This window comes from Rhizobium chutanense, assembly GCF_002531935.1.
Taxonomy (GTDB): domain Bacteria; phylum Pseudomonadota; class Alphaproteobacteria; order Rhizobiales; family Rhizobiaceae; genus Rhizobium; species Rhizobium chutanense.
On the sequence record NZ_NWSV01000010.1, the window covers coordinates 168,435 to 183,550 of the forward strand.

The 15,116-nt window shown below is 60.7% G+C and carries 16 protein-coding genes and 1 tRNA gene; 8 read left to right on the plus strand and 9 right to left on the minus strand.

The annotated features are described in order from the left end of the window. Nucleotides 1-74 precede the first annotated feature (74 nt). Both CO666_RS17735 and CO666_RS34185 read left to right on the plus strand, forming a co-directional pair. Nucleotides 75-1,592: a tripartite tricarboxylate transporter permease gene (locus CO666_RS17735; RefSeq protein ID WP_097613476.1), complete on the plus strand. Its 1,518-nt coding sequence runs from the start codon at nucleotides 75-77 to the stop codon at nucleotides 1,590-1,592. A 151-nt stretch (nucleotides 1,593-1,743) separates the two neighbouring features. Then, nucleotides 1,744-1,914: a hypothetical protein gene (locus CO666_RS34185; protein ID WP_097613444.1), complete on the plus strand. Its 171-nt coding sequence runs from the start codon at nucleotides 1,744-1,746 to the stop codon at nucleotides 1,912-1,914. Between the two features lie 103 nt (nucleotides 1,915-2,017). Here CO666_RS34185 and CO666_RS17745 read toward each other — a convergent pair whose 3' ends face one another. Then, on the minus strand, nucleotides 2,018-3,109 hold the full coding sequence (locus CO666_RS17745) for a DUF475 domain-containing protein (RefSeq protein ID WP_097613445.1): 1,092 nt from the start codon (nucleotides 3,107-3,109) through the stop codon (nucleotides 2,018-2,020). 353 nt (nucleotides 3,110-3,462) lie between these two features. On the opposite strand from CO666_RS17745, the gene CO666_RS17750 reads away from it, so the two are divergent. From CO666_RS17750 to CO666_RS17760, 3 genes are all read left to right on the plus strand, one after another. Continuing rightward, a complete protein-coding gene (locus tag CO666_RS17750; RefSeq protein ID WP_010067732.1) occupies nucleotides 3,463-3,681 on the plus strand; it encodes a hypothetical protein in 219 nt (72 codons plus the stop codon). A 43-nt stretch (nucleotides 3,682-3,724) separates the two neighbouring features. Next, nucleotides 3,725-3,904, plus strand: coding sequence for a hypothetical protein (locus CO666_RS34560; protein WP_097613447.1), 180 nt, complete (start codon nucleotides 3,725-3,727; stop codon nucleotides 3,902-3,904). Nucleotides 3,905-4,061: 157 nt separating this feature from the next. Continuing rightward, nucleotides 4,062-4,781, plus strand: coding sequence for a hypothetical protein (locus tag CO666_RS17760; protein WP_097613477.1), 720 nt, complete (start codon nucleotides 4,062-4,064; stop codon nucleotides 4,779-4,781). Between the two features lie 10 nt (nucleotides 4,782-4,791). On the opposite strand, the gene CO666_RS17765 is transcribed toward CO666_RS17760, so the two are convergent. The 5 genes from CO666_RS17765 to cpdR1 form a co-directional block, all read right to left on the minus strand. Then, nucleotides 4,792-5,283: a hypothetical protein gene (locus tag CO666_RS17765; RefSeq protein WP_245436805.1), complete on the minus strand. Its 492-nt coding sequence runs from the start codon at nucleotides 5,281-5,283 to the stop codon at nucleotides 4,792-4,794. Nucleotides 5,284-5,636: 353 nt separating this feature from the next. After that, the gene (locus CO666_RS17770; RefSeq protein WP_097613451.1) at nucleotides 5,637-6,680 is read right to left on the minus strand and encodes a porin; all 1,044 of its coding nucleotides are present in this window, start codon (nucleotides 6,678-6,680) and stop codon (nucleotides 5,637-5,639) included. Nucleotides 6,681-7,131: 451 nt separating this feature from the next. Then, nucleotides 7,132-7,326 carry a hypothetical protein gene (locus CO666_RS17775; RefSeq protein WP_097613453.1) on the minus strand — a complete coding sequence of 65 codons (195 nt, stop codon included), beginning with the start codon at nucleotides 7,324-7,326 and terminating at the stop codon, nucleotides 7,132-7,134. Between the two features lie 121 nt (nucleotides 7,327-7,447). Beyond that, nucleotides 7,448-7,522, minus strand: a tRNA-Val gene (locus CO666_RS17780). A gap of 84 nt (nucleotides 7,523-7,606) precedes the next feature. Then, nucleotides 7,607-7,969, minus strand: a complete 363-nt coding sequence (cpdR1, locus tag CO666_RS17785) for a response regulator CpdR1 (protein ID WP_003542883.1) — start codon at nucleotides 7,967-7,969, stop codon at nucleotides 7,607-7,609. 188 nt (nucleotides 7,970-8,157) lie between these two features. Here cpdR1 and CO666_RS17790 point away from each other — a divergent pair, with 188 nt between their 5' ends. Then, on the plus strand, nucleotides 8,158-9,039 hold the full coding sequence (locus CO666_RS17790) for an N-formylglutamate amidohydrolase (protein ID WP_097613454.1): 882 nt from the start codon (nucleotides 8,158-8,160) through the stop codon (nucleotides 9,037-9,039). 274 nt (nucleotides 9,040-9,313) lie between these two features. Next, complete coding sequence (hisN, locus tag CO666_RS17795; RefSeq protein WP_097613479.1) at nucleotides 9,314-10,087, plus strand: histidinol-phosphatase; 774 nt, start codon at nucleotides 9,314-9,316, stop codon at nucleotides 10,085-10,087. 24 nt (nucleotides 10,088-10,111) lie between these two features. On the opposite strand, the gene CO666_RS17800 is transcribed toward hisN, so the two are convergent. From CO666_RS17800 to CO666_RS17810, 3 genes are all read right to left on the minus strand, one after another. Then, entirely contained in the window at nucleotides 10,112-11,086 is a 975-nt protein-coding gene (locus CO666_RS17800; protein WP_097613456.1) for an alpha/beta fold hydrolase, read from the minus strand. A gap of 401 nt (nucleotides 11,087-11,487) precedes the next feature. Continuing rightward, the gene (locus tag CO666_RS17805; RefSeq protein WP_097613458.1) at nucleotides 11,488-11,967 is read right to left on the minus strand and encodes a chemotaxis protein CheW; all 480 of its coding nucleotides are present in this window, start codon (nucleotides 11,965-11,967) and stop codon (nucleotides 11,488-11,490) included. Beyond that, complete coding sequence (locus CO666_RS17810) at nucleotides 11,967-13,925, minus strand: methyl-accepting chemotaxis protein (RefSeq protein ID WP_245436806.1); 1,959 nt, start codon at nucleotides 13,923-13,925, stop codon at nucleotides 11,967-11,969. The genes CO666_RS17805 and CO666_RS17810 overlap by 1 nt, the downstream gene beginning before the upstream one ends. 593 nt (nucleotides 13,926-14,518) lie before the next feature. Here CO666_RS17810 and CO666_RS17815 point away from each other — a divergent pair. Next, entirely contained in the window at nucleotides 14,519-14,989 is a 471-nt protein-coding gene (locus CO666_RS17815) for an Hsp20 family protein (protein ID WP_025570464.1), read from the plus strand. The last annotated feature ends 127 nt before the right edge of the window (nucleotides 14,990-15,116 follow it).

The following is a 15,116-nucleotide window of genomic DNA, read 5'->3' on the forward strand; positions in this document are numbered from 1 at the left end:
GTCAGCTCTTTTGATTTTGCGCGGCGCCTGGCTCCGAAGATCGGATGGTCGGAAACGCCGCTTGGGACACCAAGATGAGCACATTCGAATTCCTATGGCAGGGTATCCTGGTTGCGATGCAGCCGATGAACCTGGTTTATGCGCTGGTCGGCGTGACGCTCGGCACAGCCGTCGGCGTGCTTCCCGGCATCGGCCCGGCCCTCACCGTGGCGCTGCTGTTGCCGGTCACCTACAAACTCGATCCCGGCGGTTCGCTGATCATGTTCGCCGGCATTTATTACGGCGGCATGTATGGCGGTTCGACGACGTCGATCCTGCTCAACACGCCGGGTGAGAGCGCCTCGATCGTCACCGCGCTCGAGGGCAACAAGATGGCGCGCGCCGGGCGCGGCGGACCGGCGCTGGCGACAGCGGCGATCGGCTCCTTCGTCGCCGGCCTGATCGCAACGCTCGGGCTTGCCTTCATCGCTCCCTATATCGTCAAGCTGGCGCTGGTCTTCGGGCCGCGCGAATATTTCGCGCTGATGGTGCTTGCCTTCGTCACCGTTTCCTCGGCCTTCGGCGATTCGGCATTGCGAGGGCTGACGTCGCTGTTCATCGGCTTCGCGCTCGCGATGGTCGGCATCGACCAGCAGACGGGGCAGGCGCGGCTTTCCTTCGGCATTCCCGACCTCCTCGACGGTGTCGAGGTGACGACGCTTGCCGTTGCGATGTTTGCGATCGGCGAGACGCTTTATATCGCCGCGCAGGGCAATCGGATCGCGGAGAAGGTCGAAGCGGTCAAGGGTTCGCTCTGGATGACCGCTGAGGACTGGGCGCGTTCATGGAAGCCCTGGCTGCGCGGCACGCTGATCGGTTTCCCGATCGGCGCGATGCCGGCGGGCGGCGCCGAAATCGGCACTTTCCTCTCCTATGCGAGCGAAAAGCGGCTGGCGAAGAACCCGGAAGAATTCGGCCATGGCGCGATCGAAGGCGTGGCCGGTCCCGAGGCGGCCAACAACGCCTCGGCCGCCGGCACGCTGGTGCCGCTTCTGACACTCGGCCTGCCGACGACGGCGACGGCGGCGATCATGCTGGCCGGCTTCCAGCAATATGGCTTGCAGCCGGGGCCGCTGCTGTTTGCCACCAATCCACAGCTCGTCTGGGGACTGATCGCCAGCCTGCTCATCGCCAATGCGATGCTTTTGGTGCTGAACCTGCCGATGATCGGGCTCTGGGTGCGGTTGCTGACCATTCCGAAGCCGTGGCTCTATGCCGGCATCCTGCTGTTTGCGACGCTCGGGACGATCGGTGCCAATCCATCGGTGTTCGAACTCGGCATGCTGCTCACGTTTGGGCTGCTCGGCTATGTCATGCGGCTCTTCGGTTATCCGATCGCGCCTGTCGTCGTCGGCTTGATCCTCGGGCCGCTTGCCGAGCAGCAACTGCGTCGGGCGCTGGCGATCAGCCAGGGCGATGTGACGACGCTTGTCATGTCGCCGATCGCGGCCGGTCTGCTCATCGTTGCGGCGGCCGCTTTCCTCATCCCGCTGATCCTGCGGATTCGCGGCCGTGGCCAGGTGCTGTCGCAGCTGGCGGCAAACGAAGACTAAAAAGACAACCTTACCCCTGCCTCGTGGCCGGCCATGGAGACATGCGCCGGCCTCTTCTTTTTGCATGGCTGCGGTGATTTTCCGTGCATTGTTACGGCGCGCTCGGCGGCCCACCTATGAATGGTCCATCATAGAGTGAGAGAAGAAGACAATGTCCGCTATCAGAAGTTCAATCCATACCGGTTTCCTTGGCCGCGCATTCGCCGCGCTCGGCGCCGCAAATGCCGTCAGCGCCGCCGTCGAAGCCGGCCGCCGTCCGCGTGCCCGCGACCTCAGGGAACTCGGCATCGACCCGGTCTCCTTCGGTCGGGTCATCCGCTAAAACCTTCAAGCCATGCATGAACGAATTAGCCCGCAACCGGATGGTCGCGGGCTTTATTATTTCTGAAGGGGTGCCGCAGTGCTGAGCACCGTGGCCTGTAACATCAGGCGTGAAGCTCTTCCTGCCCGGCGGCTTGATCTTCCACCCGTTCACGCTTGTTGTGGCGGATGGACGACCAGAGCGACAGGCCGATCAGGGCTGCGCCGCCGAGACCGGTGATCACCTCGGGGATATGCACCAGGGTCTGGGCATACATGATCACCGAGAGGATCAGGATGGCATAGAAGGCGCCATGCTCGAGGTAGCGATATTCGGCAAGCGTTCCCTTTTCCACCAGCATGATCGTCATCGAGCGCACATACATGGCACCGATGCCGAGGCCGATCGCGATGACGAAGAGGTTCTGCGTCAGGGCGAAGGCGCCGATGACGCCGTCGAAGGAGAAGCTGGCATCCAGCACCTCGAGATAGATGAAGGCGCCGAGACCGCCCTTGGCGGCGGCGCTCATCGTCTTTTGCGAGGCATCGAGCAGTCCGCCGACCACTTCGACCGCGAGGAAAGTGAGCAGGCCGTAGATGGCGCAATGGACGAAGACGGTGGCTTCCTCGCCGCCGATCAGCCAGGAGAAAACCAGCATCAGCGCCAGCACGAAGGCGATCTCGATACCCTTGATGGTGGCTGAACGCGCCATCACCCTTTCCAGGCCTGGAAGCCAGTGGATTTCCTTCTTATGGTCGAAGAAGTAGTTGAGGCCGACCATCATCAGGAAGGTGCCGCCGAAAGCTGCGATCGGCAGATGCGCGTCGTTCATGATGCGGGCATATTCGGCCGGCTCGCGGGCGGCGAGCACCAGAGCATCCCAGGGGCCGATCTGTGCCGCGATCGCGACGATCGCCAGCGGGAAGACGATGCGCATGCCGAAGACGGCGATGATGATGCCCCAGGTGAGGAAGCGTTTCTGCCAGACCGGCGTCATCTCCTTCAGCTTGTTGGCATTGACGATGGCATTGTCGAAGGACAGCGAAATCTCCAGCACCGCAAGCACGGTGCAGATGAAGAAGACGGTCACCATGCCGCCGATCGTGCCTGTGGTCTGCCAACCGAGCACGGCGCCGAGAACGAGGCCGAGGGCGGTGACGATGAAGGCCCAGCGGAAATAGCTGAGCGAGGACGTGTTGGTTGCGGGCTGATTCATGGCCGCACCTCGCGGCCGCAAATCATGTTGAAGAGAGTGGCTATATCCGAAAGACGCGGCACGCCACCACTGGCATGCGGGTCAGGCATGGTGAGTTTGTTCATCGATGAAAAATCCGCCGGCTAAGCTGCAGGCGGTACCGACATCACGAGAGCGCCGTTAAAAACTCTCGCCAGAGGGGCCCGGCACCAAAGTTCCCCGTCAGCCGATGTCTGGAAGGCTGCGGGATAGGCCCTAGGTAATGGACTTCCCCAGCCAGTCAAGGCCGGCGGCACCTGGAGATCGGTTGATTTTTTGGGAACCATTCGGATGCCCGGCCGTTAGGCTCTGGTTGAGCTTAAAAAAGGAGGCCGATGATGCACACTTCGACCCATGTTCCCGACAAACGCACCGAGGCGTCCGACCGCATGAAGCGGGCAAAGCCGAACCGCATGCAGAAGGCGCAGGTGCTGCCGCCGCATCATGTCGACCTGACGCTGACGCCTGGCGTCATTCACGACATTCATGTGCCCGCCCACGTTACCGGCGCGGATCTTTCCAAGGGCGGTCCCGACATCAAGGGCAAGAAATAACGGGCTTTGGAAGTCTCTCGATTAAAAACAAGGTGAGGACTATATGACTGTGAATTTTGTGCCCCGCGACCTCTTTATCCGGCACGAGAATGAATGGAAGGCCCTCCGTGAGGCGACGGGTGAGCGCATCGATATCGGCAATCACGCGAAGCCGCTTGTTCCGTCTGTCGGCCGCCCGGTTTCCGTCGGGAAAAACGAGGCTCCAGCCGCACGCTCCGAATGAGCCAAAGGGTCACCGCGTACGGCGCTCGGTCTGATGGCCGGGCGCTTTGCTTTTTTCGAGGTTGATGCCGACCGAAATGTCGTCAAAGATGATGGCCACGCCAACCTTTCGGAAAGGATTGGGCGGCGATAATCCCGACCTCACGGGATTCGGACAGATGGCCAAGACAGCGACACGAAGCCGCCGCAAGGCGCCGGCGAGAGGAAAAAGCAGAGCGCGCAGCGGCGGCGGGCTGCTGCCCTGGACGGTGATCGGCCTTGCCGCAATCGCCGGGATCGCCACCTACGACAATTGGAAGAGCATCAAGCCGATGCTTGGCCGCCAGCCGGCTGAGGTTATACGGGACATGGCGCAGGAGAAGCCGGCCGTCAGGAAGGATGCGCCGCCGAAGCAGGTGACGCTTGCCGCGCCGGTGCCGAAAGCTGCGCCGACGCTGCCGGGTCCGCTGCCGCCGGCAGCCATTCCCACACCGGCCGTTCAGCCGGTCAAGGCGACACCGTCTCCGTCTTCTGCTGCACCTGCGGAGACCGGGACGGCCGCTTTCGGCTATTGCGGGCAGGGCGCCCATATCAACTGCGTCGGCGACGGCGGCGTCTTCTGGTACAAGGGCGAAAAGATCGTCATTGCCGATATGGCGAGCCCGATCGTCGACCGGGCGCGCTGCGACGACGAGCGCAGGGTCGCCTTCGCCGGCAAGGCGCGCCTGCTGGCGCTCCTCAACGCCGGCCCCTTCACGATGAATGCAGCGGGCAAGACCGATCCTTCGGGCACGCCGCGCGTCGTTTCACGCGACGGGCGCTCCTTCGGCGCGCAGTTGATCAATGAAGGGCTGGCCCGCAAGCCTGGTGGTGCCGGCGGCGCTTGGTGCGCCGCCTGACGAGGCCGGGCTACTTGCCTTTCTTCACCAGCTTGCCGCCGGTGCGGAAACTGCCGGTAAACGAGGAATCCTTGCTTTCGGCCGTGCATTCGATGGCAATCGGCTTGCCGGAATAGGGATTGCCGAAGGTGCAGAAGCCGGCGACCTTGACCTCCCCGGTCATCTTGTTGCCGACGCCCGTCGTGACGAGGCTGAGCGGCAGGCGGGCATTGCCGTTGGAGGCGGGCTTGATGCCGCTGCCGTCCCCCTGGAAGCCGAGCGCTTTGCCGTCCGAGGTGAAGATGAAGGTCACCGTGCCGTTGGCCAGCGTGACGCTGGCAAGCTCGTTCTTGCAGCCCTTGGTGGCGTCGAACTTGGCGACGACGAGCTTGGCGCATTTGCCGGAAAGCGTGATGACGCCGGGCGCGCCGGGAAATGTCTCCGCAGGAGCAGCCGGCGCTGCCGAGGCCGGCAAGGCGAACGCGGTGGAAAAAATTGCGGCGGCAAGCGCTGATAATTTCATTTCGATTTCAAACCCCATGTCTTGGCGAGGCGAATCACTCCCTCATCCTCGGTTCGCCTTGGCATGGTTCTGTGTCGGAATTTGGCTGCGATGTCGGCAGAGGAGCGGAAAGTCGGCTGAGCCTGCTGGTCACGGGGAGCAGCGACGACCCAGGCTGCCGGACATCGACAATCAGCCGATGCGACACGGCAGGTGGCAAGGCGCTCATCGAGCGCCTGCCGTCTTAGATGCACTTCTGGCCAAGAGGAATGGGCCCAGGCAGGGAAGTCCGGACCCATTCTTTCCCGATCGGAGGTCAGTCGGATCAGGAAGCTGAAGCTGCCGGCTTACATGCTGCAGCCGGCAGCCTTTCATCAGAATGCGCGCTGCAGGCGGAAGTAGCCCGAAGTGGTTTCGTCAGCATTGTCCGGATCGAGATACTGAACCGAAACCTTTGCTGAGAGGTTGTCGACGATCTGGTAGTCGATCGTTACGCCGGCCTTCCAGGCGTTGACGTCGTCGTTGAACTCGCCTGATGTGACACCGTAGTTGTCGTAGTACTGAACAGCCGGGGTGATCTTCAGCTTGTCAGTCGCCTTGATGGCGTATTCAGCGGCGATCGCCCATTCAGCCTTGTTGTAGTAGGCGTTCGGGTTGCTCGCATAGACAACTGCGAGGCCGAGCGTGCCCGGACCGACAGCAACCGTACCCATGGCGCGGACGGCGCCTTCTTCGTTGTCGGTGTCGTAACCGGCGGTGATCTGGTAGCTGAATGCACCAGCCTTGCCGCCGAGGCCGACGGCAACGCCGACGTTGTTGGCGGTTTCGCCATTGTAAAACGGGCTGTCTTCCAGCTCGTCGACGCTGATGCCGGCGTAGAAGGCGTCGGTTTCGTACTGATAACGGATGGAGTTATGCAGCGTGACCGGAGAACCGATATCGTCGGTTTCGCCGGAGAGGCCGTCGTCCCACCAGCTGTAGAACAGACCAGCGCGAAAGCCGGCGATGTCGATGTATGCGGAGTCGAGCTGGGCCTTCTGGGAAGAAGCGTTGTCAGCATTGAACTGCATGACGATGACGCCGGTCAGCGGACCGTACTCGGTGTCGCTCTTGGCAGTGAACTGAACCTGACCGCGCGTCCGTGCGTCCCAATCCGAGTCGTTGGCGACAGAACCGCCGCCGCTGGCACCGATCGAGCTGGCGTTCGGAGCAACGTCAACCTGGAAACGGATGTAACCGTTGACCTTGAGGCAGGTTTCGGTGCCCGGGATGTAGAAATAGCCGGTGCCGTAAGCGTCGCAGACGCGGACGTATTCAACCGGTTCCGGCTCGGCAGCAACGATAGCGTCAGCAGCCTGGGCGCCGGATACTGCTGCAAGTGCAGCAGCGGAGCCGAGAAGAAGGCTCTTGATGTTCATGGAATAACCTCCAGTTCAGATGCAAGAGGATGAAGACCGTTGCCATCGGCAGTCCCTACGGATCTTCACCCCGTGTGAGCGAAGCGGCCCCCTTTGGTCGGTGCCTGCCTCGCCGCGGAAGTTACACAGGGCATGTTGCGTCGCAATAACGATAACGATCATGACACAAGGTTGGCCTAGCTATGTTGCTGAAATAACACGCGTTTTGTCACAAACCTGTCATCGGTTCGTCACAAAATCGCAGCTTCTGGATAGGCGGCAACGAGGGGCTGAGCGCTCGGCGGCGGTATGCAATTAATGCTCGAATGAGCGCGTCCTTATATGCGGGCGCGCCATAGCCGCTATCTGCACGAATTGGAGCAAGGCAACGGATCTGAAGGATTGGGACAACGACATGCGGAAAACAAAGACCGGAAGCAGGTCAACGAATCAGGTTTGACGCGACGTGTTTTCAGGGAGTTTTGAAGTCGTCCCAGAGGATCGCTACACCAGCCGCGAATATCGTGATCGGAATCGGCCAGAGCTTGATGCTGACCGGCTCGACGACATGAAATTGCATATAGCCGAAACCGAAGAGGCCAGCCCCAGCCAGGGTGAGGCCGAGGATTGTCGATATCGCTTTGCGTGTCCGCGTTCTTTCCGTCACACGTCCCGCTGCTTGCGGCGTGGATGGTCGTCCCGCCGGTCTGCTCGATTCGGCGCATGCCCGTTTCCGGAAATGAAAATCCCCGGTTCGGGGATCTATCAACGATGTCAGGGAGATCGGATGGTGGGCGTGACAGGGATTGAACCTGTGACCCCTACGATGTCAACGTAGTGCTCTCCCGCTGAGCTACACGCCCATCCGATGGCGGCGCATAGATCACAAAACCTTTGGAGCCGTCAATAGGCTTTTTTCAGTTTTGTGACGTGCCGCCCGGCAAGCCTTACGCGGCAAGCATTTTGTTGACCTCGTCGACGAGGTCGCGCAGGTGGAAAGGCTTGGAAAGGACCTTGGCATCCTTCGGCGCCTTCGAATCAGGGTTCAGCGCCACGGCGGCAAAACCGGTGATGAACATCACCTTCAGATCGGGGTCGAGTTCGGTGGCGCGGCGCGCCAGCTCGATGCCGTCCATTTCGGGCATGACGATATCGGTCAAGAGCAGAGAAAACGGTTCCTCGCGCAGCCGGTCGTAGGCGCTTGCGCCGTTATCATAGGAAAGGACCTTGTAACCGGCCTTTTCGAGCGCTTTCACCAGAAAGCGGCGCATGTCGTTGTCGTCTTCGGCGAGAAGTATCTTCTGAGTCATCAATCCAGACCGCTGATCAATAGGTTTTTGGTGGGTTGCCCGCCGTTTACACTAGTCTTTGCCCGGTAAACAACCGGTGAATTGCCCGTGCGCGACCGCCATCCCTGCTACATAGTATGGACTTGAGGCCGGGCAACTGGCAACATGGGCAAAGCAGCCAGTTCATGACATGGTAAAGAGGGCCGAAAGTGCCGGAAATACGCGAATACGAGCTTTTTGAGGTTCATGAGCCCGTGTCGCAGAGCATTCCTTTCGTCTATAACTCCCCCCATAGCGGCCGCATTTATCCACCGGAATTTATCGCCCAGTCCAGGCTCGAGGGCATCGCCATCCGCCGGTCGGAGGATCATTATGTCGACGAACTCTTCGGCTCTGCGGTCGTGCTCGGCGCGCCGCTCTTGGCAGCCAACTTCCCGCGCGCCTATCTCGACGTCAATCGTGAGCCCTACGAGCTCGATCCGCGCATGTTCGACGGGCTGCTGCCACCCTATGCCAATGTCAATTCGCTGAGGGTGGCCGGCGGGCTGGGCACCATTCCACGCATCGTCGCCGAGAACATGGAGATCTATGCGCGGCGCCTGCCGGTGCAGGAAGGGCTCGATCGGGTTGAAGCGGTCTACAAACCCTATCATGCGGCGCTGCGCAGGCTGATCGCCCGAACGCATGTGCAGTTCGGCTTCGGCGTGCTGATCGACTGCCACTCGATGCCCGGCAATGTGCGCGTCGCCGGCAGCACAGCGCGGCCCGATTTCATCATCGGCGATCGCTACGGCACGAGCGCCTCGGCCGAACTGTCTCGGGCGGCCATCGCCATCCTCGAGGAAATGGGCTTCGCGGCGATCCGCAACAAGCCCTATGCCGGCGGCTTCATCACCGAACATTACGGCCGGCCTTCGCGCGGCCTGCATGCGCTGCAGATCGAAGTGAACCGGGCGATCTATGTCGATGAAGTGACGTTGGAGAAACGCGGGGATTTTGCCGCGGTGGCCGATGCCGTCACCGCTTTCATGCAGCAGATGGCGGATTACGTCGAGAAATTCGCCGGCGATCGGGCGCTGGCTGCCGAATAAATCTCTTTTTCGATTTCGCTGACGCCTGGGCGTCGTCTTCCCGGCCAAAAAAAGACCGCCGTGAGGCGGCCTAAGTCTAGGGAGGAAACACCCAAGGAGGGTATTTACAGTCAGAAGACTGTACGAAGGACGCTACTATTGCGCTGCACAAATGTCAAGCAATATATTGCGCTGCGAAATCTTTGGGCAGCGTCGCGGGAATTGCCTGCTGCGTTTGCATTCCCGCTGCTTTTCGTTATGAAAGCATCACTCCCGCCAGCCAAACGGATTGATCATGCTTCCTGACCGCTCGTTCTTCAATCGTCTGGCGGAGGCCGCCAAGGCCGAGACGCTGCCGCGCTTCCGCTCCGGCCTCGATGTCACCAACAAGCTTTCCTCCGGTTTCGACCCGGTGACGGAGGGCGACCGGGCGGCCGAACTCGCCATCCGGGCGCTGATCGAGGAGAATTTCCCCAACCATGGCATTCTCGGCGAGGAGCACGGCAATGTCGGGCTAGACCGGGACTATGTCTGGGTGATCGACCCGATCGACGGCACGCGCGCCTTCATCTCCGGCGTGCCGGTGTGGGGGACGCTGATCGGCCTGCAAAAAGAGGGCAGGGCGATCATGGGCATGATCGAACAGCCTTTTACCGGCGAACGCTATTTCGCCGACCAGAACGGCTCGATCTATAGCGGGCCGGAGGGCGAGCGGCGGCTGGCGACACGCCAGTGCGACGGGCTTTCGAACGCCATCCTGTTCACCACCTCGCCGCATCTCTTCGCCGGTGAGGAGATGGAGAAATACCGCGAGATCGAGGGCCGGGTGAGGCTCTTCCGCTATGGCTGCGACTGTTACGCCTATGCGCTGCTTGCCGCCGGCCATATCGATCTCGTCATCGAAAACAGTCTGAAGCCCTATGATGTCGGCGGCATCATTCCCGTCATCGAAGGGGCGGGCGGCATCATCACCACCTGGGACGGCGGGCGGCCTGAGAATGGCGGCTCGATCATCGCCGCCGGCAGCCGGGCGGTCTATGAGCAGGCGATCGCCGTTCTGCAGCGTTAATCCGGGCTCGGCAAAGCCGATTCTTCACGTGCCGAGGGCGGCGACCTCCCGGTTTTCCTCGGCATCGCTGCCGGGAATGAAGGCGTGGAAGGCGGCCAGGGCAGCGGCGCGGTAGGTATCCCTTTCCTGGAAGATCTCGTGGCGGGCGCCGTTGATCGGCACCAGCTGACCGGCGCGGAAATAACGAGAGAGCCGCTCCTGCGCCGTATAGGGCACGACACCGTCACGCGTCGGGGCGATGACGATGGTCGGGATGGTGATCGAAAACAGATGGTAGGGCGAGGTGACCCGGTCCATCGTGCGAAAAGCCTCGATCAGCCAGCGGGCGGTCGGTGGCCCGAGCGTCAGCTCCGGATGCGCCTTCATCATCGCGACGTTGCGCTCGAAGCGAGTTTCGTCCGAGGTCAGCGGATTGTCGCGGAAATCCGGCTCCTTGAGCTTCGACGTCAGCGGCAGGAAACCGAGGCCGAGGGCATTCAAGGTGCCGGCAAGGGTGCGGATGACGCGGGGAGAGGCCGCCTGGCCGGTCAGGCCGATGAAGGGGGCTGATAACACCATCCGATCGATACGGGTGGTCAGATAAGGTGCGGCCGACAATGCGATCAGCCCGCCCGTGGAATGGGCGAGCAGGTAGAAGGGCAGGCGGGTATCCGGCAGCACGACCTTTTCGAGGAAGGTGTCGAGATCGCGTTCGTAATCGGCGAAGCGGCGGATGTGGCCGTGATTGCGGCGCTTCAGGAGCCGCGGCGAACCGCCCTGGCCGCGCATGTCGAAGGTGGCGACCCAGAGACCCTTAGCCGTCAGATCGCGGATCGTCTCGAAATATTTCTCGATATATTCGTTGCGGCCGTGGATAATGACGACCGTTCCCTTGGCGATCTGGGCACTGGCGCGAAAAACGGCGTAACGCAGCCGATGGCCGTCATGGGTTTCGAAGAACCCCTCCGTGCGGTTTTCCGGGGCGGGATTGTCGGGCGTCGAATAGAGAACCTGATCCATGACTTTGCCAATGCGCCGCTGCTGACTGCTTTGCCCGTTAGAGCGCCGTGCGTTCTTTCGGACGCACGATGCGTTAGGGATAGCGCATGGCATCCGGCTTGGAAAGCGGTGTGCCCGCAAGGTCCGCTGCATCACTCCTCAATTCGGAAGCAATTCAAAGTGCGACAGCGGGAAAAGGGCCGGCAGGAGCATGAGGGTGCTCGCGGCCGGCCTAAGTTGAGACTGAAGAAGAAGGGACGATGCACTTCAGCCATCGGGACCAGATTCACCCGACGCTGCGATTTCTAGGCGGGTGCGGGTGAATGGGCTCCGAACCGGCCGTTCATGCGCGGTTCACGGGCTAACGCGGAGCTGCCCATTACAGTGGCAGATATGGCGCGAACTGGAAGGCAGACGGGCGGCTAAGCGGCGGCCGCCAGGTCGAGGTTTGCGAACATATGATCAAGGTTCAGGAAGCAAACCATACCCTGTTCGAGAGGGATGATGCCGTGTGAGAAAGCAGGATCGAATGCGGCGCCTAGATCAGGCACAGGCTGAATCAGTTTCTCGTTGATCGACAGAATGTCGGAGACCCGATCGACGACCAGGCCAACGATGTCGGTGCCCACCTCGGCGACGACGATTGCGCTACGACTGGTATCGACGACGCTTAAGACACCAAGCTTCGCTGCCAAATTTATAACGGGAATGACCAAGCCGCGCAGGTTCATCACGCCGAGAACATGCGGCGGCGCATGGGGCAGCGGCGTTGCCGCTGCCCATCCCCGGATTTCCCGTATCGCAGTCGTCTTGATGCAGAATTGCTGCTCGCCGAGGTGGAAGGCGATGATTTCCAGAGCCATGCTCGAGCGCTGCTCGCCGGAATGCTGAAGATCAGCCATCAAAAGTCCTCCCATTCTTTCACCGCCGCAGCTGTTGCGGTTCTGCTGCCGAAGGCACTGGCGAGCCTGTTTCCGAGCGCGCGGGCGGGCGAGGCTACCGGCCGGTTCGCCGGGACGGCAGCACGTGGCTGGGTGGTGGCGCCTTCAAGGCTAAAGCGGGCGACGAGATCGCGCAACTTGCCTGCCTGCTGGGCCAGGTTGGATGCTGCCGCGGTCGATTGTTCCACCATCGCAGCGTTTTGCTGGGTGCTCTGGTCCATCGAATTGACCGCCGTGTTGATTTCGGCCAGCCCTGTCGACTGCTCCTTCGCCGAAGTGGCGATCGCGTTCATATGGCTGTTGACCTGACCGATGAAGCCGCCGATCACATTCAGCGCCTCGCCGGTTTCTCGCACCAGCCTGACCCCGCTTTCAACTTCCGTCGACGAGTTCTGAATCAGCCCCTTGATCTCCTTGGCAGCCTGAGCGGAACGTTGCGCCAGTTCACGCACCTCCTGGGCGACGACGGCAAAGCCCTTGCCGGCTTCGCCGGCACGCGCCGCCTCAACCCCGGCATTGAGCGCCAAGAGGTTGGTCTGAAAGGCGATCTCGTCGATGACGCCGATGATGTTGGAGATCTGCTGCGAGCTCTCTTCAATGCGGCGCATGGCTTCTTCGGCATGAGAGACGACCTGAGCCGATTTCTGCGCACTCTGGTTGGCCTCGGTGGCAATCGAACGCGCCTCTTCGGTTCGCTTCGTCGAGGAGCTGACATTGACGGTGATCTGATCAAGGGCAGCTGCCGTCTCTTCGAGCGAGGCCGCCTGCTGTTCGGTGCGCTTCGACAGATCTTCGGCGCTTTGGCCGATTTCCCGTATGCCGGTATCGATTGCGCCTGTCGCATGAGCAACGGCACGCAGCGTGCCGGCGAGTTGGGCCACCGCCGCATTGAAGTCCACGCGCAAACCTTCAAAGTCAGAGGCGAAGGGCTCGGAAAGCTGGACCGACAAGTCACCGCTCGCCAAATGCTTGAGACCCGCCCCAAGGCCTTCCGTCGCCTGTGTCATTTCATCGGCGCGGCGCCGGTCCGCATCGGCCTGGCGACGACGTTCATCCTCAGACAGATTGCGGTTGGCTTCGGCTTCCTGTTCCAGCTTTCGGTTCGTGAGCGCGTTGACGCGGAAGATTTCGACCGCCGCTGCCATTTCGCCGATTTCGTCTTGACGCGAGATCTTAGCCACATCGATATCGAACTCGCCTTGTGAGAGCCGCCGCATCGCAAGGGTCATGGTTTGGATTGGTTTGGCGATGCTGAACATCAGGCCGATGGCCGAAGCAACAAGAACAAGAACGACGCCGACACCAACGATCAACGCGATCGAGTCGCTCCTTGCGACGGTAGCAGCCAACGCCGCTTTTGCTTCTTCGGTGAAATGACGCGCATTCTTGATGGAAGCCTCGGTTGCGATGCGGGCCTGATTCATCGTCTGTCCGATTTCATCATTTGAAACGACAGCCAACGCGGCAGAGGTCTCCGCCTGGTTCAGTGCCGCCCCTGTTTTTTTCACCATGGCGGCAGATAGCGAGGAGGCACGTTTGGCAATCAACGCTTCGTAGGCTCTGAGAGTGTTGCGAATATCGTTGAGAACGTCCGGCTTCAAGGCAATGCTTATGGGTTGATCGAGGCCGTCCCAAGCCTGCTGGCTGGCCGTCTTGGCCCGATTGAGTGCCGCGTCCAATTCCCCACCGGATATTGCAAAATCGACATCGCGAGCGGCAACGCGCATTTCGGCGAGAGATAGAGAAGCCGTCTGGATACCGTTCAGGATGATCTGTTCCCGATCGACGGCTTGGTTCGCCAGCGCTATATCGCGCCCTGCCAGCTGTTGATTGACGATCATACAAATGATGAGAAGGATTCCGGCCGCCGACGATATGGCAAGCTTCGTTCGGACTCTGGCGTTCTTGAAGAAAAGCATATTAGTTCCTTGGGATTACGGCTCGCTTGTGGCCAAGCGCAAAGGGTCGTCTTCCGCGGATGGCGAAAACCGGTGAATAGGCGTTCATGCCTGTGAAATAACGATGCTCTTGACCAACACGCGCTGGGGCGTTGGTCTCAGGTGGCCCTTAATCGGGTGGAAATGAGCACCTCTATCGACGAATTTCATTTCGCCGATATGTTCCCTCGCTCACATGCCCCAAGAAAAGCTCCCGGCGGATCGTGCCTTTTGGCAGTCGGAGCAAGCCATTGTATTGGTTAAAAAAATTTTACATGAATGATTGCGTGCGCTTTGTTCAGCGCGAATTGGATAGGACAATTACAATTAGGACATCTTGAGTCTAGGCAGGAATTTGGTCGATTTCGCAACGTCGCATGACCAGTGCGCGACCGCCCCATTTCGATGAACTTGACGGTCTCGATCGATTCTCAAAAGCTCTTGAACTCGTCGAAACCCATCACCATCTCCTTTTTGCGGGCGCCGGAAAGGGCCTGCGCAACCGTCCCGAGGCCGCCAAAGATGGGGTTTCAGGGGCATTTTATCGCAACACGTCGCTTCCACAGGAGGACATCATGCGTCACGTAGACTTCTCTCCCCTTTATCGTTCCACCGTCGGTTTCGACCGGCTCTTCACCATGCTCGACAGCCTTGCCCAACCTGAGCAGGCGCAGACCTATCCGCCTTACAATATCGAGCGCACCGGGGAAAACACCTATCGCATCACCATGGCGGTTGCCGGTTTCGACGAGACCGAACTTTCGATCGAAGCCCATGCCCATGTGCTGTCCGTGAAGGGTGAAAAGAACGAGGAACCTGCCGAAGGCGGCGAATTCCTCTACCGCGGCATTGCCAAGCGCGCTTTCGAGCGCCGCTTCCAGCTTGCCGATCACGTCGAGGTCACTGCTGCTTCGCTGAAAAACGGCCTGCTGCACATCGACCTTCTGCGCAATATTCCCGAGGCGATGAAGCCCCGCAAGATTGCAATTGCCGCAGAACCGGTCGAGGCTCCGAAGGCCATCGAGGCGCAGATCATCAACGGCTGATTGATCCCCTCCGGGGTAAACGAACGGCGCTCCATCGGGGCGCCGTTTTTATTGTGCGCCCAGCATGGGCGCACTCTTGTGGGTGGAAGTCCCACCGTAAGCTGGTCATAGCGAACGAAGAGAAACG